Origin of the sequence: Treponema bryantii NK4A124 (assembly GCF_000421345.1) — a bacterium.
GTDB lineage: Bacteria > Spirochaetota > Spirochaetia > Treponematales > Treponemataceae > Treponema_D > Treponema_D bryantii_B.
On the sequence record NZ_ATWV01000002.1, the window covers coordinates 321034 to 339525 of the forward strand.

Consider the following 18492-nt stretch of genomic DNA (forward strand, 5'->3'; position numbering starts at 1 on the left):
CCTATTCGAGTATTCCCTCGTAATAAAGATAATCGAGCGAGTGCAATAGTTTTTTATGATATTCAAGACGCTGCTTGAAATCTTCAAAGTCTTTTTTTTCTTCCGGCAGCCAGAGACTTTCTGCGGCAGCGCAAAAGCGTGGGAAAAGAAGGTATTCTGCATTTCGGGAGAATGGGAGTTTCTCTGTCCATAAAGCACATTCTCCGCCAAGAATCAGGTCCCGTTGCTCAGCTTTTTCAAGTTTAAGTTCTTTACCAGCAGGAGAGAAGGTGTAGGTCTTTTTTGTTGTAGTTACTCCTAAGCGGCCGGGTTCTTCAAAAGATTCTTTATTCTTTAAGTTCAGATAAAAACGGTCGCAGGGAGACATAATTACCTTGTGATTCATAGAGGCTGCTTTTATTCCGCCTTCTGTACCCCGCCAGCTCTGTACAACTACGTTAGCAGGAAGAGCATTGTGTTTGTTGTTATCGAGAACTTCATCCCAGCCGATAGGAATTTTTCCAAGTCCTGCTACCATAGAAGCAATCTTTGTAGTTCCCCAGGCCTGGAGTTGTGCTGCAGAGTCAAGTCCTTCTTTTTTCATGCGGGCCTGACATTTAGGACAGACATCCCATCTTTCGTGCGGACATTCGTCTCCACCGATGTGAATATATTTACCCGGAAAAAGTTGAACTATTTTTTTGAGGGCTGCTTCATATATTGTAAAAATCTCATCGTTACCAAGGCAGAGAACGTCAGGGAAAATACCCCATCGGTTTTCTACTTTGTAAGGTCCGCCGGTACAGCCGTATTGAGGGTAAGCTGCAAGAAGGGCAGAGGAGTGTCCCGGAAATTCTACTTCAGGAATAATTTCTATACATCGATCCTGAGCATAAGAGATGATTTCTTTTATTTCTTCATCAGTATACCATCTGCGTATATTTTTTCCTTCATCATAAAAACCTTCTTCTGAAGGCGGCATGGTCAGGTCTGAGCGAACAGAGCCTGTTTCTGTAAGTTTTGGATAACCTGGAACTTCAAAGCGCCAGCCCTGATCATCTGTTAAATGCCAGTGGAAAATATTGAGTTTGTGAAGGGCACAGGCATCGAGCATCTTTTTTATAAAAGCAGTTGAATAGAAAGAGCGGCAGGTGTCGAGAAGGAAACCTCGCCATATATGTTTCGGCTGATCTTTTATAGTAAGTTCCGGTAATTCTCCATCACTTCCATTTATGACTTGTGCTGCACTTATACAGGCATAAAAAGCACCGCTTGCAGAGCAGGTCTGTATCTGGATTCCTTCTTCATCAATAGAAAGTATATAAGATTCCTGGTCTGCAGCTGTCTTTTCAGAAAGAAGTGTAATTAAAACCGGAATGCCATTTTCCGAGCTTTGAATGCCTGCAAGGGTAAAGGCTGTCTGTGTTTTTTTGAGAATATCTTCTATTCTTTCTCCATTTATAGATAGAGAAACTGTTTTAGAAGAATATTTGAATATTTTACTGCCTTTTTGAATGTAAAAGGGCTTTGGAATTATTGTCAGTGTATCGTTCATGGCTTGAATTATAAATCAACTTTTGAAGTAAGTACAGAGAAAAAACAAACAATTTTGTAAAAATTCATAAAAATCTGTCCAGAATAAGTAAAATTCCCTAAAATTAACGAAAAATTTAATTGACAAGTCTAATTATCCGGGTTTACTATCTAAGTAAGTACAAAGGTTGTACAAAAGTACAGCAAATTGGAGGAACCTATGAAAAAAATGGTAGCAGCCGTAATGGTAGCGGCAGCAGTACTCGGCTCTGTTTATGCGCTGGGTGACAAAAAATCAAAGCAGACAGTAATTACTGTTTTGGATTATCAGGACGCAACAGCTCCTAACTCATTTGAAGACAACAAGCTGATTTGGGAAGCATTTGAAGCAGCACACCCTGATATTAAGATTGAACGTGAGGTGCTTTTCAACGAACCTTTCCATCAGAAGACTGCAGCTTATGCAGCTTCGGGAAAAATGCCGGATGTATTCTACATGTGGCCAGCTGGACGTTCTTCTGCTATTCACGAAAAAAAACTTGCAAAAGATCTTACTCCATTTATGAAGAAAGATGGAATTTACAACGACTACAGCAAGGCTTGTGTTGATCCTGCAGCTCAGGCTTCCGGTTATGTAGCAGAAATTCCATTTGGACTTACTGTAAGTCACATGCTTTATGTAAACAAGGCTGTTCTTGAAGAATGTGGACTTTCTATTCCTAAGACTTATGATGAACTTAAGGCTCAGGTACCGGTTCTTAAGGCTAAAGGATATGAAACAATTCTTATGGCTAATATGGACGACTGGGTAATGCAGTCTTGTCTCTTCTCTGCAGTAGCAGGACGTTTTGGTGGTGCTGACTGGGCAGATAAGATTAAGGCTGGAAAGGCTAAGTTTACAGACAAGGCTTTCCTTGATGCAGTTAAGTTTATTAAGACTCTTTATGATGACGGTGTTCTTTCACAGAAAACTCTTGCTACTTCTTACGGCGATGTAGTAGGTCAGTTTGCTTCAAAGAAGGGTGCTTATCTTATTGATGGTGACTGGCGTGTAGGAGCTTTCCTTACAGATTCTTCTACAGGAAAGGCTCTTATTTCTCCAGCAGATCAGAAAAAGAACATTGAACTCATCAACTTCCCTGCAATTCCAGGTGAAAAGATTCACGGTTCAAACTCTTCAACACTTGGTGTTGGTTACGGTATGAGCTCAAAGCTTAAGAAGGGTTCAAAAGAAGAAAAGGCTGCATGGGAACTTATTAAGTGGCTTTCTGGACCTTATGTACAGCAGAGAAGACTTGATACAGGTGCTTCATTCCCATCTTTGAACAGTGGAATCAAATATGACAATATTGAACCACTCTCACAGAAGAGAGCAGCATTCTACACAGCTCAGACAATTTCAACTCCAGTATTCGACAGTGTATTTGAAGGCGATGTTCCTTCTGTACTCAATGCTGACCTTCAGGCTCTTGGTCTTGGAAAGATTACTCCTGAACAGGTTTGTAAAGATGTACAGGCTGCCTGGGATGCAAGTAAATAATAAAAACTAATATAAAGGCTTCCGGTTATCCTTTCCTCGGAAGCCTTTTTTATGAGGTTAAAAAAATATGAATAAAAAGAATATAATCCTTGTGAGTAAAGCATGTCTTTTACTTTCTATGCTCGGCTTTTGTATTCCTGTCTTTGATGAAGCTAACGGTTTTGCAGCATTGATTTATTTTCTTAGAGCCGGGGAAGGTGCTTTATATGTTTCGATTGGTATTGCATTGATTCTTTGTTTTCTTGCAATGGCAGCATCAATCCTTTTTTCTTCTCTTTATTTTATTCGGGGTAAAAAAGATAATCTCACTCCGGCAACAGCGGCAGTCGACTGGGCTTTGATGGCTCTCGTAGTTCTTTCCATGCTCTTCTCATTTATTGCCGTAAAAAAGTTTACAGACGAAGATGTAGAATTTTCAACAGGCTTTTACTTTATGGTCTACGGTATGGCTGCACATATAATCGTGTATCTGTATTCAACTCTGCTTGGTGAAAATCTTTCTACAAAATCAGAAGAAAAGCGTGCTTACTGGATGCTTTCTCTTCCAGCCATTCTCTTTTACTTTGGAGTTATGACCTTCCCGTCAATTTTCTCTGTAGTATTGAGTCTTACAAATTATTCGGGCGGTTCTCTTTTTGAAGAAGGGGCTTTAAAATTTGTAGGCTTTAAAAATTATATGAAGGTCTTTGCAGACCAGTATTTTTATATTTCTTTGAAAAATAACTTCTGGATTGTTCTTGTTTCTGTATTTGGACAGCTTCCGCTCGGCTTCTTTCTGGCTTATGTTCTTACACGCGGGCTTGTAAAGGGCAGGGACTTTTTCCAGACAATGATATATCTTCCTTGTGTAATTTCTACAGTTGTAATCGGTATTCTTTTCCAGACTTTCTTTTCTTCTCACGGAGCCTGGACAGAAATAATGAAGTGGATTAATCCTTCTTATGAATGGACAATGAATTCTCAGCCGATGATTCCGGTTCTCTTTGTAATCCTCTGGATGTACACAGGAACCTACCTGATTATTTTTATGGCAAATCTTCAGAAAATTGACCCTCAGATTATGGAGGCTGCAACAATTGATGGTGCCACTGAATGGCAGGTTCTCTGGCATATCATTTTCCCAGAACTTTCCGGAGTATTTGTAATTTCCGCAATTCTTGCAATTTCGGGCTCTCTTAAATCCTTTGACCTGATTTACGTAATGACCGGTGGTGGTCCTGCAAAACAGACTTACGTACTTTCTCTTTATATGTTTGATAAAGCCTTCCGTGGTGCTTCAGACTATCCTATGGCAAATACAATTTCTACAATCATGGTTGTAATCAGTCTTGTTCTTATTGGAATTGTAAAAACTCTTGAAAAGAAATTTGGTGCAAAGGAGGACTAGGAAATGAACGTTTTTGAAAAAAAAGGTGCCAAGCATATTATTGCTCAGATTTTTATTTATATTATTCTGATATTTTTTACCTTTATGGCCTTGTATCCGCTTATCTGGCTTTTATTTTCATCTTTTAAGACTACTCAGGAATATCAGATGACAAGTAAGCTTTCTCTGATTCCTCAAGTCTGGTGGTGGAGAAACTATCTTGATGCCTGGATTCGCGGTAATTTTGGAAGTCTCTTTTTGAACTCTATTTTCTATACAGGAGTTTCTACAATTGCAATTCTCTATTTTTCAATTGCAGCAGGTTTTGCTTTTGCAAAGCTTCCAAATAAAACTACCGGCTTTTTCTATAAGAGCTTTGTAATTGGTGTTTTGATTACCCTGCAATGTATTATGATCCCTCTCTTTTTTATGGCAAACTGGACAGGACTTTATGATACAAGGCTTGGTGTTCTTATTTGTTATATCGGTATAGGTATGCCTATGGGAATCTACCTTACAACAGAGTTTATACGCAGTATTCCAACATCGCTTGTAGAATCTGCAAGAATTGACGGGGCTCCATACCTTCAGATTTTCTTTGACATCATATTCCCAATGTCAAAGCCGGTTGGAATCACCCTTGCAATTCTTACAATTACCGGAACCTGGAATGAGTTTATGCTCATCAACATTCTTGCCAGCAGCGAAAAAATTAAATCTCTGCCGGTTGGTGTTCAGAAATTCTCCGGTGCACTTGCATCTGATTATGGTAAACAGTTTGCAGCCCTTATGATCAGCATTATTCCGATTATTATCTTCTATGGTATTTTCAGAAAGCAGATTACAAAAGGTGTTGCGGCTGGTGCCGTTAAGGGTTAAAATTAGATTATGCACGTAAATAATGACTACCAGCGTAATGCAAATCTTTCCAGGGTTTTTGAAACTGTCTGGAAGAATCCGAACTTCAGCAGAATTGATATTGCAAGAAAACTTGAACTATACCGTTCTACAGTTTCAAATATTATCGGGACGCTGGTGGACTCTGGGCTTATCTGCGAGGGAGAGCGCGGGGAGGCAACAGAGAAGGGTGGCCGAAAGCCGGTGTTTCTTTCGGTGAATCCTTCTTTTGGTTGTGTAATTGGAATTGAGATTCAGCTGGACAGCTTTCATGTAGCAGTAGTCTCTTTTGATGGAACTACAATATTTGAAGATGACGGGCCTACTCCGGTAAATCAGGACTTACTTGATAAGCCGGAAGAGCTCTTTGTCTTTATGATTGATTCAATAATCAAAATGATTGCTCCCGAGATTAATGATAATCCGGTTAGGCCGCTGGCAATCAGTGTTGGGCTGCCTGGTATTATTGATGTTGATTCGGGAATTATAAAAAGATCTGCACCTTTCCGGCTGGATAATTTTAATTATAGCCAGGCTCTTGGTAACCGCTATGGTATTCCTCTTTTTATGGAAAATGATGCCCGCTGCTGTTCCTGGCTTCAGCTGGCTTTAAACAAAGCTTCTGATAAAAAAGATTTTCTCTGCGTACTTGCCCGTAACTACGCTGGTAATCCGCTTTTGACATATCCGGAAAGTTATGGAAAAGGTATAGGTGTGGGACTTTCGATTACAATGAATGGCCGGGTAATCAATGGCAGAAACTATGGCGTTGGTGAATATATTTCCCGCTCCTGGACAACTTACCAGAAGGGACAGACAGGCCTGCCGGAAGCGGTTTTAAAAACTGTAGACAGTGTTGATGACTCATATGCTGAATGGGTAAAAGATTTATTTGGAACCCTTACCATGATGGTGCCTTTGCTGGAGCCGGAAACTGTTTTTGTACATGGTCAGCCTGCCTACCGCCGGGACTTTCTGCTTGAGGTTGTAGAAAAGAATGTACCTCAGTTTACTTCTATAATGAAGTCCTGCGGTTCAGAGCTGGTTATTATGGATGATAACGCCTTTGGAATTTCAAAGGGTGCGGCTTTAATGTGTATTCAAAAATTATATGAAGTTCAGATGCTGGAAGGAAAGGCTTCTAAATCAGTATTAAAATGGGATGATTTATTTGAGCTGCATAGAAAGAGTGAAGATAAGAGTTTGTTGAAAATATAAAAGATTAGAAGATAGCAAAAAAATCCTGCATGCGACATGCAGAATTTTTTAGTCTTAGACGTCTTAGTCTGCTAAGTTCTTATATTCATCAAATGTTTTGAGAACTTCTTCGTCCGGCTTTGTTGCCAGTGAAACAATGATTGTAACTACAAGACATACAATGAATGCTGGAAGAATTTCATATACATCAAAAAGACCACCGTGGAGGTTGTGCCAGATAACAACTGTTGCACCACCGGTAAGAAGACCTGCAACTGCTCCAGGAGCTGTAGTCTTTTTCCAGTAAAGAGCGAGGATGATAAGAGGACCAAAGGTTCCGCCAAAGCCTGCCCATGCGTAAGAAACAAGACCAAAGATTGAAGAGTCAGGGTTAAGAGCGAGAATAAGGCCTACGATGGCAATTACAAATACACTTATTCGGCTGATGAGCATAACAGTTTTGTCGCTTGCATCTTTTTTAATCAGTCCTTTGTAAATATCCTGACCAATTGCAGAAGAAGCTGAAAGAAGCTGTGAGTCTGCTGTAGACATAGAAGCAGCAAGAATACCACAAAGGAAGATTCCTGCAATGAAAGCCGGGAACATGCGGAGCATTGTTTCGCTGAATACTGCTTCCTGAGTTCCTGCTCCAAGAGCCTTAAGACCGCTTGTTGTTACTTCTGAAGCATTTGCACCAAGGATGATACCCTTGTTCAAAAGATAAGCAGTACCAAGGGCACCAATCAGAACGGCACCGATATAAGAAATAATCATCCATGTAATACCAATGCGGCGGGCAGTTTTGATTTCTTTGTTAGAACGGCAGCCCATAAAGCGGATGATGATGTGTGGCATTCCAAAATAACCAAGACACCAGGCAAAAGCAGATACAGCAGACATAGGGCTGAAGCTCTTGTTTCCGGTAAAGGCCTTAAGCATAGCTGAACCAAATTCTCCGCTGAGAGCTCTTTCTGTAAAGCTTGAAACCTGATTTACAGCGTTTCCAAAACCACCGAGGCTTGCAACGATAACGATTCCTGAAACGATGAAAGCGATAAAAATAAGGCTTCCCTGAATGAAGTCTGTTGTACAAACAGCCTTATAACCACCAAGAATTGTATAAGAAAGAATGATTACAAAACCAATCAGAAGTCCTGTGTTCCAGTTGAGGCCGAATACAGAGCGGAAAAGCTTTGCACAGGCAACAAAACCTGAAGCAGTATAAATTGTAAAGAAAACTACAATAAAGAAAACAGATACAATAGAAAGAATATGAGTTTTATCTTTAAAACGGTTTGTAAGGAATTCTGGAATTGTGATTGAATCGCCAAAAGCTATTGAACACTTGCGCAAAGGTTTAGCAATAAAGAGCCATGCAAGATATGTACCAACAATAAGACCAATGGCTGTCCAGAAAGTTTCTTTGAAGCCGCCAAGGTAGCAGAGACCAGGAAGTCCCATTAAAACCCAGGCAGAAGAGTCTGAAGCTTCTGCAGAAAGTGCAGTTACCCAAGGTCCAACTTTTCTTCCACCAAGGAAGAAGTCTGCAGCAGAATTATTGTCTTTTGCATTACGAAGACCAACTAAAACCATAAGGCCAAGGTAAAGAACAAAAGCAATAATCATCGCAATTGTTTGTGAAGTCATTTTTTATACCTCATTTAAAAATAATTAATTTCTTTATTATAACTGTTTAGCGTGTTATTCTCAATAGAAACTAAAGAAAACTCCGTATAAAATCTAAGAGGCTTCCGCTGCACCGATCGCAAAACTGCGGGCGAGCTGGTTTTTGTGAAAAAATCCTGCGGTTTTGCTTCGCAAAATCCTCGGATTTTTTTTATGGCTAAGCGCCAAATACCCCTCGATGCAGTTTTGCATCGGTTCCGCTCACGCCTCTCAGATTTTATACAAGCATTTTCCTTGTCTTTTAATAATATTCTTAGTATATTTTAAATTGAGGTATAAATATGTCTGAATGTACACACGACTGCGGTTCCTGCGGTCAAGATTGTTCAAAGAGAGATTTACAGGTAAGCCTTCACAAAGACAGCAAGGTAAAGAAAGTTATTGGTATTGTTAGTGGAAAGGGCGGTGTTGGTAAATCCCTGGTAACCAGCCTTTTGGCCAGCAAAGTAAATAAAGACGGTTTCCGAACTGCTATTCTGGACGCTGATATTACAGGTCCATCAATTCCTGAAAGCTTTGGAGTAGGCGATGAACGCGCCCAGGCTGTAGAAGGCCAGGATGCACTTACTCCTGTTGTAACTGATTCTGGCATTCAGCTTATGTCTATGAATTTTCTGCTTCAGAATGAAAATGACCCGGTTATCTGGCGTGGTCCTGTAATTGCGGGGGCAGTAAAACAGTTCTGGACAGATGTTATATGGAAGGATGTTGATTTTATGTTCGTGGATATGCCACCTGGAACAGGCGACGTACCGCTTACAGTTTTCCAGTCACTTCCTCTGGACGGAATTATTGTTGTAAGTTCACCACAGCAGCTTGTTCGCGTTATCGTAGAAAAGGCTGTAAACATGGCAAATATGATGAACATTCCAATTCTTGGAATTGTAGAAAACATGAGCTATGTAAAGTGCCCGGACTGCGGAAAAGAAATTACAGTTTTCGGCAAGAGCAACATTGATCAGATTGCAAAGGGCTTTAATATTCCGGTTCTGGCCCGCATTCCAATGCAGGAAGAGACCAGCCGTGCAGTAGACGCCGGCGATATAGAAAGCCTTGATATTCCGGAGTTGAAAGACGCTGCAGAAACAGTTGAGAAATTATTAAATGCCTAAAATCGAAGAACCGTTAAAAAGCAAGCCGAAAGGGTTGCTTTAGGTTCATCGAAAGAATGGCACAGAGGCAAGCTGTGCTTGCCGACTGCCATTGCAAATATCTGAAAATATGCTATACTTGTTTCTATGAATGATAACAAAGAAACAAAAGGTATTACCGAAGAAGAAATTGCTTCTACTATAAAAGAGCTTTGTCATCTGATTAAAAAATCAGATGATGAAGCCTTTATTTATGAGTTTTTCAACTGTCTTTTTACCAAGCCTGAGCTTAAGGATATTGCCAACCGCTGGCTTTTAGTAAAGGAAATTGATGCCGGAACTACTCAGCGAGAAATTGCTAACAAGTTCAGCATGTCACTTTGCAAAATTACCCGCGGCTCGCGAGAGCTTAATAAGGAAGACAGCGCCTTTAGAAAAATGCTGGAATTATTAAAAAATCAGTAAATTGAAAGCCATAATTCCCCGATAAAGACAATAGATATGTATATTCAGAGGGGAATTATGGAAAAAAGAATATCAGGCTTTAAAACTATAACTTTTGCCGGATTTACCGCACTTCTTTTACTTTCCGGCTGTGCAAGTACTAAGCCGGTCGCTTCTAAAAATACACCACAGCAGCTCATTATGCAGAACCGTAAAGCCGAGGCAATGCAGGAATTTGTAATGCCTACGGATATCAACGCAATGGATGAAGACGGAAATACCGTTCTGCATGTTGCCGCTAAAGTTGATGATGCCGAACTGGTAACTTATTTTATTTTTAAGGGAGCAGATCCTGAACTTAAGAATCTAAATGGAGATACTCCTCTGCATGTTGCAATCAAGAATAATTCTTTTGAAGCAGCAAAAGCTCTTTCAGCCGTAAGTTCAACACTCTTTTCACGTGATAATGAAGGTGTAACAGCCCTGGACCGTGGACTTATGGCAGATGATCAGTATTACGACATTTTTATTACAACAAAAGCAGGCGAACTTCGTGATGTAGACGGCCAAACTATTGTTCATTATTTCGTACGTACAAAAAATCTTAAGGGAATCCGTCAGTGTATTGCAGAAGGAATTCCTATTTCTGTAGTTGATGATAATGGTAAAACTCCGCTCGATGTAGCTTTTGAAAATCTAGATGATGAAGATTCAGTAGAAATTGCCGCAGAGCTTATTATGGGCGGTGCAGATGAAGTTGAAACTGAGTTTTCTTATTTCCAGGATGCAATGCTTGCCCGCAATGTTAATTCCCGCTTTGATGACGGCCAGACTCCGCTTCATCTTGCAGCAATTTACGGACATAACGCAATTGCAAAATATCTCCTTGAAAATGATGCCGATACAACTGTGCAGGACAGCTCTGGTGCAACACCACTGCATGAAGCTGTTCGCTATGGAAATATTGAAATTGCAAGAGCTCTTCTTAATTCGGGTGCAAATGTAAATGCCCGCGATAATCTTGGAAAAACACCTGTAATGCTTATTCTTCCAAAGGATAAGTCTGCCGAAATCTATAAGCTTCTTATTACCTACAGAGCAGACCTTAGCCAGAAGGATATGTTTGGTGATACAGTTCTCCATACAGCTTCAATGCTTAATGTGGGAGCAGGAACCTTCTCTGTACTTATCAGTGGAGGAGCTGATGTTGATGCCCGCAATAAGGAAGGTGTAACCCCACTGGCAATTGCAGTACAGAAAAACGACCTTGAAACAGTAAAACTGCTTACAGCAGCAGGAGCAGATATTCATACCCAGGATACAAACGGAAATTCTCCACTTTCTATTGCACTTGCCGGAACTCCTGAAATGCTTGAAGCAGTCGTTAATGAATCAAATGCAGCTTCAACAGATTCAAACGGAAATACACCACTGCATCTGGCACTTTTGTGTGATGCTCCGCTTGCAAAGGTTCAGTACATCATAAGCCTTATGAAGGATGTAAATACCCGTAATAAGGACGGTAACTCAGCTCTCTTCCTTTCTATTTTGAAAAACCGACAGAAGGTAGGGGAGCTGCTGCTTGCAAAAAATGCAGATATTTTCTCTACAAATACAAACAACAATTCACCTCTCCGTCTTGCCCTTAAGTATGGCGGTTCAGTTCAGGACTGGCTCATTACTTCTAAAACTATTAAGTCTAAGGACGGAACTGGAAACACAGTTTTGCATTATGCTGCAGAATGGCAGTATAAGGATGCAATTTCTAGCCTTGTAATGAAGGGTGCAGACATCAGCGTAAAAAATGCAAACGGTGAAACACCTCTCTTTAATGCAGTAAAAACTAATAACCCGGAAATTATTCAGATTGTAGTTGATTCTGGGGCTGACATTCAGGTTCGCGACAATCTTGGTTCGACAGTAATGCATACTGCTGTTCGCTGGGACGCTCCTGCTTCAATTGATAAACTGCTGGAGCTTGGAATTAATGTAAATGCGCAGAATACTTCAGGAAAGTCTCCTCTGGCCGAGGCTGTTGTTGCCGGTAAGTTTGATATTGCTAAAAAACTTCTTGCTTCTGGTGCAGACCCTAATACCTGCGATTCAAACGGCGTAACAGTTTTGATGGATGCAATCCGCGGAAACAGTCGTGATAGCGTAAAGCTTCTTTTGAGCTATGGTGCTAACCCTAACGTTCAGGAAGTAAACGGACAGAATGCTTACCACGAAGCAGCTTATATGGCTGATATTGATATAATCAGACTGATTAGAAATGCCGGTGGAATTCCACTTTCCCGCGATAAGCAGGGAAATACTCCTTTCTCAATTGTTTTGAAAAAGGATATCAGCGTAATCCGTGAAGTACTTGGAAATAATTACACAATTACAGACAGTGACGGAAATACCCCTGTTCATATTGTGGTTAAGGCAAATGCTTCTGATTCCCTTCTGCAGGTTTTGATTGATGAAGGTTACCCGGTTGATACAAGAAATGCAGACGGTTATACAGCCCTTAATTATGCAATTGAAAATGATGATGTAAAGACAGCACTTGTACTTCTTGAGAATGGCGCAAATCCATTCCAACAGATTGATAAGAAGGGTAAAAACGGAATTTCAATTGCTCTGGATAAGGGTAACAAAAAGATGATTTCGAATATCGTAAAATATGCCGGAAAGATGACGGATGTTCAGGGAAATACAATCCTTCATTACGCGGCTAAGACCTGTACTCCTGAAATGGTAAAGACTTTGATTTCTTATGGAATTGATAAGAGTGTGAAGAATGTGAGCGGTGATACTGCTTATACGATTGCCGTTAGATGGAGAAGGCCGGAAATTGCGGCGTTGCTTAAGTAAATGTCATTGCCGGACTTTTGAAATAAATGTCATTCCCGTGCTTGACACGGGAATCTAGAAATCCCTGTCCATTCTAGATCCTCGGGTCAAGCCCGAGGATGACAAAAGCGGAAACTAAGCTTCTTCTTTCGAAAGCATCAGGTTAGTAAGAATACCAAGGATAAGTGCACAGGCTACAGTACGAATCTCAACTGCACCGAAGCTTACTACCATTCCGCCTACACCAGTAATGAAGATTACCGATGCAACGAAGAGGTTGCGGTTCTTGTTCAAATCTACAGTCTGGAAAATCTTAAAGCCTGAAACTGCAATGAAGCCGTAGAGGGCAATACAAACACCACCCATTACACAGCTAGGAATTGTTTCGAGGAAGGCTACGAGAGGACTGATCATAGAGAAGATGATACATGCAAAAGCACAGCCCCAGATAGATACTGTAGAAGCGTTGCGGGTAATTGCTACACAGGCAATAGACTCGCCGTATGTTGTGTTAGGACATCCGCCGAAGAAGGCACCTGCGATAGAACCTACACCGTCACCAAGCAATGTGCGTGTAAGGCCTGGGTTTTCAAGAAGGTCCTGTCCAACGATGCTTGAAAGGTTTTTGTGGTCTGCAAGGTGTTCTGCGAATACTACGAAAGCAACCGGAACATAAGCTGCAAAAATTGCAATGAGGTATTTACCTGTAACTGCACTGAGTCCTTCGCCGCCACCAAGCATAAAGGTGAACTTTGGAAGTGCGAAGATACCGCAGTTCTTAAGGGCGCTGTAGTTAATTACAATAAGCTCTGGATTATTAATTGCCTTGCCGATGAGGGCGAATAAAGAGGCACAAAGATAACCTGCAAGAATACCAATGATAAAAGGAATGAGACGGCCCATCTTTTTGCCGTAAGTAGAGCAGAGCATTGTAACTGCAAGTGTTACGAGACCGCATACAAGGCAGATGTAAGTGCTTCCGCCTTCTACGCTTGACTTCATAAGGTCTCCAACGGCATTGCCGGAAAGGCTTAATCCGATAATAGCAACTGTAGGTCCGATTATTACCGGTGGCATAAGCTTTGAAATCCAGTTAACACCGCAGAACTTTACTACAATTGCGATGATAACATATACGAGACCTGCCATAAGGGCACCAATGATAAGACCCCAGTAGCCGGCCTGTTCTGTAAGGCCAAGAGTTGCGGCACCTGCAAAGGCACTGAACATTGAAGGAAGGAAAGCGAATGAGCTTCCAAGGAAAACAGGGCTTGAGCTCTTTGTAAAGAGAAGGTAAACAATAGAACCAATACCTGCTCCAAAAAGGGCTGCAGAAGCTGAAAGATTATGACCTACAACTGCCGGAACTGCAATTGTGGCAGCCATGATGGCAAGAAGCTGCTGCAAAGCAAACAGCACAACTTTACCGAATTTTGGTTTGTCTTTGATTCCGTAAATCAAATCCATTTTGAATACTCCTTTTATTATGGTTAATTAATTTATTATAATCGCATGGGCTCCAGAATTCAATTATATTTCCAGAATTATATTTCATGTTGCCTGCAGGATTTTTCCTTGTTATATTATATATAAACAGCTGTTATATTTGCGGCTTTACAAGGAAGTTTGTATGGCAGATTTTTTTGATTATTTGAACTGGCGCGGTGATTTAACTTTTGATAAGGTTCCTTTTGGAAAGATTGATGCGCTTTTGCTTGCTCACTTATCCTATTCAATATTTGATGGAGTAGTTCCTTCTTCTTTTGAAGAAAAAAAGACTTTGGGTCAGGTTGCTAAAGATTTTGCGGCCATGCCTGATTATGAAGAAAGAATTAATATAGGATTTCTGATTAACAAGCGTACTGCAGAGCTTATGTTTAAGTGTGCAGAAACCGAGCGCTATAAAAATATGGAGCTTTGTGCTTTCAGAAATATTTATAATGAAGAAAATGTAGAACAGTTTGCAGCTGTAACTTATATTATTAAGGAAAATGGCCGGGAAAAGAAAATAATTGCCCTGCGCGGAACTGATGATACGATTGTAGGCTGGAAGGAAGATTTTAATATTGCATGGATGGAGCAGATTCCGGCTCAAAAGGATGCCCTTGACTATTATAACGAAGCTTGTTCTGCATTAGATGGAGATTTTATTCTTACAGGACATTCAAAGGGTGGAAATCTGGTAATAAATACAGCGGTTATGTGCGGTGATAAACTGCAGAAAAGGATAAGCCAGGTTTATAACTTTGACGGCCCAGGCTTTGCTGCAGATTTCTTTGAAAAGGCAGAATACAAGGCTGTGGAGGAAAGAATTAATTCATTTTATCCGGGCTTTTCTGTAGTAGGAATGATTTTTCATCATCCAAAGAAGTTTGAAATTGTAAAAAGCGATGGTTTTGCCTTCTGGCAGCATGATGCTATGAACTGGCAGATTATGGGCTCAAATTTTATAAATGAAGGTGACTTTACAGAAGAAAGCCAGCTCTTTTATAAAGCTTTTAATGAATGGATAGACAAACTGGATACAGAGCAAAAGAAAGATTTTGTTGAAACTATGTTCTATATATTAGAAGCTTCGGGAGCAAAAACTAATAACGAAATTGAAAAGGATGCCCTTAAATGTACAGCCCGCATGCTTGCTTCCTATGCCGAAATGGGCAAAGATCGCCGCAAAGAGATGAAAAATATTTTAAGCATGTTTAAAGATGTCATTGCAGATGATATTCCAATCTTTAAGCCTCTTGTACTGTTAAAAAATAATTTGCGAATATTAGGGTGAGGTTTTATAATTTAAGTATGAGTGATACAACAATTGTAACAAGCAGTCCTGTAGGACGCCATCTTGATTCTCTTGGGGAAGGAAAGCCTGCCTCATATCTTATGTTCAATCAGAAAAAAGTTGAACTGGTTGCAAAAATTACTATAGGCCGCGATACAGATAATGATGTAGTAGTTGATAATAAGCTTGCCAGCCGTCATCATGCTATGATTCAGAAAATTAAAGACGCATATTTTATAAAAGATGTAGGAAGTACAAACGGAACCTTTATTAATGGAATCCGTATTCCAAATGATAAATATGTAAAACTGAATCCAGGTGATAAAATTTCAATTGGTAATATGAGCCTTGTGGTTTCCTAAGGTTCTGTGGTGCAGGGCGTGGATTCAATCTTTCAAAACATAAAAAAAATACTCACTTCCAGCAGTTTGCCGACTTATGATGAATTCTTTGAAGTATTGAATGAGGCAAGCGAGGTACTTGATTCTGAGCGTGGAAAAGCTTTTGAATACAGGCCTTTGTCTTCTGACGGTAAGCCTGGTTCTCTTCTTGATTTTCACGAAGACCAGCTGCCCCTGCTTGTTGTGCCGGATTTTCATGCCCGCCCTTATTTTCTATTGAATATTCTTGAACATCAGATTTTTGATGAAGCAGACCTGGGGGGCGCGGCTACTGTTTTTGAAGCAGTAGCACAAGGCCGGCTCAGACTTTTGTGTGTAGGAGATATTCTTCATACAGAGCGGGGAACCAGAGAAAGGTGGGCTGCTGCCTATATAGAGTTTTTAAAAGAGATTTATACGGGGCCTTCCATTTCTGCAGAGATGCAGGAGGGACTTTGTCTTTTATGTGCGCTTTTGGTTTTAAAAAAAGAATTCCCGTCTTATGTTCATATACTTAAAGGAAATCATGAAAATATTTTGAATGAAAACGGTGGCGGAGATTTTGCTTTTAAAAAATTTGTAGATGAAGGAGAAATGTGCCGCTGCTTTATTCAGGAATACTACGGAGACGATATTCTTTATTTGATGAATTGCGTGGAAAAGGGACTGCCGCTTTTTTATTTTGGAAAACAATGCAGCGTTTCTCATGCAGAACCAATGAGGGCTTTTGGGCGACAGGAGCTGATTGATGCCAGACAGAATGAAGAGGTTGTGCGTGGGTTAATCTGGACTAACAATGGAGAGGCAGAAGAAAAAAGTGCCCGGGTGACTGTGCAGAATCTTTTTGATGCGGGAGTTCCAAAGGGCTATTTGTATCTTGGCGGACACAGACCTGTACAGGGAAATTACAAGCTTTTGCAGGACGGCTTTTATATTCAGATTCATAATCCGGGAAAACAGAATGTTGTTTTTGTTCAGCCCGATAAAAGTATAGATTTAGAAAGTGATATTATTAATGTTGCAAATAAGGAGATGCTATGAGCGACGAGTTTCCACCAATGATTGGTAAATACAAGGTGCAGGGTATTATTGCAAAAGGCGGAATGGGAGTTGTGTATAAGGCAATTCATCCGTCGCTTAAACGTTATGTCGTAATTAAAAAAATGACGGCACGCGGACATGCAGGGGATGCCGGACGTTTTAAGCGTGAGGCTCAGCTGCTTCTTGATTTACAGAGTCCTTATATTGTTCATCTTTTTGATTATTTTACAGAAGCCGGTTACCGCTACATGGTAGAAGAGCTTGTTGATGGGACGGCTCTTGATGCCCTGATAAAAAGACAGACTTCGCTTCCGGTTCCTGTTGCAATGCTTGTTATGCAGGATGCCTGCTATGCCTTAAAGTACGCTCACTCAAAGGGAATTGTCCACCGCGATATAAAACCGGGAAACATACTTTTGTCGAAGCGGGGTGAAATCAAGCTGGCAGACTTCGGAATCGCAAGTGATCACGCAGAGGGAACTGGAGCCGGAAGCGCGGCGGCTGCAGCTGCAAGACTTGCAGAAAGTTCATCAACCGTAACCAGCAGCGACCTGACACAAAGCGGCGTTGCTCTGGGAACTCCGGCCTATATGCCGCCTGAACAGTTTGAAGACAGTGCCAGAGTTGACCACAGGGCAGACGTTTATGCCCTGGGAATCATGCTTTACGAAATGGTTACCGGTACAAAGCCATACCCAGGTTCAATGTCGCTGGACACCCTCAAGGTAATAAAAAAGGGAAAGTATATTTCACCCCGACAAATTGATAAGAATATTCCAAAAGAAGTTTGCCGCCTGATTCATAAAATGACCAGGCCAAAAGCAAAAAGACGTTACCAGTCTATTGATGCGGTTTTGCGTCAGGTTAAGAAATATCTTAAGCATTATGATACTCATGAACTTAGAGTACAGCTGGCAAAGAGTGTAGTTGCAGGAAAGCTTTATACTTTTGCACCGGAAGCGCTTGTACAGAAAGATAGGGCCAGCCGCATTATTAAACGTATATGTCTGGGAGTTGCCGCTGCGGCCGCAGTTTTTGCCGGCTTGTGGTATTGCGGTTTTATTCATAAGACTCTGCTTTCCAAGTGGTATACCGAAGTCAGTGTAGAAATGCAGATGCCTCGTTCTCTTCTGGAAAATATGGACTTACCTGCAAGGGCAATCTTTTTTGAAAATGATGGTTCTGACATTCCGGAGGTAAGCGGTTCACGAAGAACCTTTACAGAGCAGGGCAAGGCTTTTTACGAAAAAGTTCTTTTCTGGACTCCTCGTCTTAAGGTGGAACGACCTGCGGCAAGAAATAAAACTTACATTATCAGACCGGTTTTCCTCAAAAGAGGTGATTACCGGGTTAAGGTTGTTGTTGGTCCTTATGTCTGGTGGAAGAGCTTTACAGCAGGAGATGAGCCTTGTGTTCTGGACTGTGACTTTTTGAAAAATGCAAAGAGAAAGCTTTCTATTCAGACCAGGGCTTATGACAAAGCCTCTGGAAATGAGATTGAAGCAGCCCAGTTTAAGATCTTGTATAAGAATAAATGGCTGCCACTGGAAGAAGTGCCTCTGGAAGAAATTGAATCAGCTTCTGTATGGAAAATTCGGGCAGAAGCAGAAGGCTACAGGAACGAAGAGTTTTCTCTTTTGATAGACTGGTACCAGGATGCCCTTATGATTTCTTCTGAACTGGAAGCGGAATTATTTGACGATAGGCCATAAAAATTATTA

At 40.8% G+C, this 18492-nt stretch carries 14 protein-coding genes; 11 read left to right on the forward strand and 3 right to left on the reverse strand.

The features are described 5' to 3' along the window. Position 1 precedes the first annotated feature (1 nt). Positions 2–1534: a beta-N-acetylhexosaminidase gene (locus G626_RS15185; RefSeq protein WP_022931305.1), complete on the reverse strand. Its 1533-nt coding sequence runs from the start codon at positions 1532–1534 to the stop codon at positions 2–4. A 198-nt stretch (positions 1535–1732) separates the two neighbouring features. Between G626_RS15185 and G626_RS0102960 the strand changes: the two genes are divergently transcribed. From G626_RS0102960 to G626_RS0102975, 4 genes are all read left to right on the forward strand, one after another. Then, on the forward strand, positions 1733–3052 hold the full coding sequence (locus G626_RS0102960) for an ABC transporter substrate-binding protein (RefSeq protein ID WP_022931306.1): 1320 nt from the start codon (positions 1733–1735) through the stop codon (positions 3050–3052). Positions 3053–3119: 67 nt separating this feature from the next. Beyond that, positions 3120–4439 (forward strand): carbohydrate ABC transporter permease, encoded by a 1320-nt coding sequence (locus tag G626_RS0102965; RefSeq protein WP_022931307.1) that lies wholly within the window; start codon positions 3120–3122, stop codon positions 4437–4439. Positions 4440–4442: 3 nt separating this feature from the next. Then, complete coding sequence (locus tag G626_RS0102970; protein WP_022931308.1) at positions 4443–5297, forward strand: carbohydrate ABC transporter permease; 855 nt, start codon at positions 4443–4445, stop codon at positions 5295–5297. 9 nt (positions 5298–5306) lie between these two features. Further along, complete coding sequence (locus G626_RS0102975; protein ID WP_022931309.1) at positions 5307–6533, forward strand: ROK family transcriptional regulator; 1227 nt, start codon at positions 5307–5309, stop codon at positions 6531–6533. 63 nt (positions 6534–6596) lie between these two features. Here the strand turns inward: G626_RS0102975 and putP are convergent, their stop codons facing one another. Further along, positions 6597–8159 (reverse strand): sodium/proline symporter PutP, encoded by a 1563-nt coding sequence (gene putP / locus G626_RS0102980; protein WP_022931310.1) that lies wholly within the window; start codon positions 8157–8159, stop codon positions 6597–6599. 320 nt (positions 8160–8479) lie between these two features. Between putP and G626_RS0102985 the strand changes: the two genes are divergently transcribed. The 3 genes from G626_RS0102985 to G626_RS15190 all read left to right on the forward strand — a co-directional run bounded on the left by G626_RS0102985 (position 8480) and on the right by G626_RS15190 (position 12592). Continuing rightward, the gene (locus G626_RS0102985) at positions 8480–9310 is read left to right on the forward strand and encodes an Mrp/NBP35 family ATP-binding protein (protein WP_022931311.1); all 831 of its coding nucleotides are present in this window, start codon (positions 8480–8482) and stop codon (positions 9308–9310) included. Positions 9311–9436: 126 nt separating this feature from the next. Continuing rightward, complete coding sequence (locus G626_RS0102990) at positions 9437–9754, forward strand: Trp family transcriptional regulator (RefSeq protein ID WP_022931312.1); 318 nt, start codon at positions 9437–9439, stop codon at positions 9752–9754. A gap of 57 nt (positions 9755–9811) precedes the next feature. Then, complete coding sequence (locus G626_RS15190) at positions 9812–12592, forward strand: ankyrin repeat domain-containing protein (protein ID WP_022931313.1); 2781 nt, start codon at positions 9812–9814, stop codon at positions 12590–12592. A 114-nt stretch (positions 12593–12706) separates the two neighbouring features. Here G626_RS15190 and G626_RS0103000 read toward each other — a convergent pair whose 3' ends face one another. Further along, the gene (locus G626_RS0103000) at positions 12707–14038 is read right to left on the reverse strand and encodes a uracil-xanthine permease family protein (protein ID WP_022931314.1); all 1332 of its coding nucleotides are present in this window, start codon (positions 14036–14038) and stop codon (positions 12707–12709) included. A gap of 163 nt (positions 14039–14201) precedes the next feature. Between G626_RS0103000 and G626_RS0103005 the strand changes: the two genes are divergently transcribed. From G626_RS0103005 to G626_RS0103020, 4 genes are read left to right on the forward strand one after another with little or no spacing between them, the layout of a single operon-like run. Next, on the forward strand, positions 14202–15350 hold the full coding sequence (locus tag G626_RS0103005; RefSeq protein ID WP_022931315.1) for an Mbeg1-like protein: 1149 nt from the start codon (positions 14202–14204) through the stop codon (positions 15348–15350). Positions 15351–15367: 17 nt separating this feature from the next. Beyond that, positions 15368–15712 carry an FHA domain-containing protein gene (locus G626_RS0103010; RefSeq protein WP_022931316.1) on the forward strand — a complete coding sequence of 115 codons (345 nt, stop codon included), beginning with the start codon at positions 15368–15370 and terminating at the stop codon, positions 15710–15712. An 18-nt stretch (positions 15713–15730) separates the two neighbouring features. Next, the gene (locus G626_RS15195; protein WP_022931317.1) at positions 15731–16771 is read left to right on the forward strand and encodes a hypothetical protein; all 1041 of its coding nucleotides are present in this window, start codon (positions 15731–15733) and stop codon (positions 16769–16771) included. Further along, the gene (locus G626_RS0103020; RefSeq protein WP_022931318.1) at positions 16768–18483 is read left to right on the forward strand and encodes a serine/threonine protein kinase; all 1716 of its coding nucleotides are present in this window, start codon (positions 16768–16770) and stop codon (positions 18481–18483) included. Before G626_RS15195 ends, G626_RS0103020 begins: the two co-directional genes overlap by 4 nt. Positions 18484–18492: the final 9 nt, after the last annotated feature.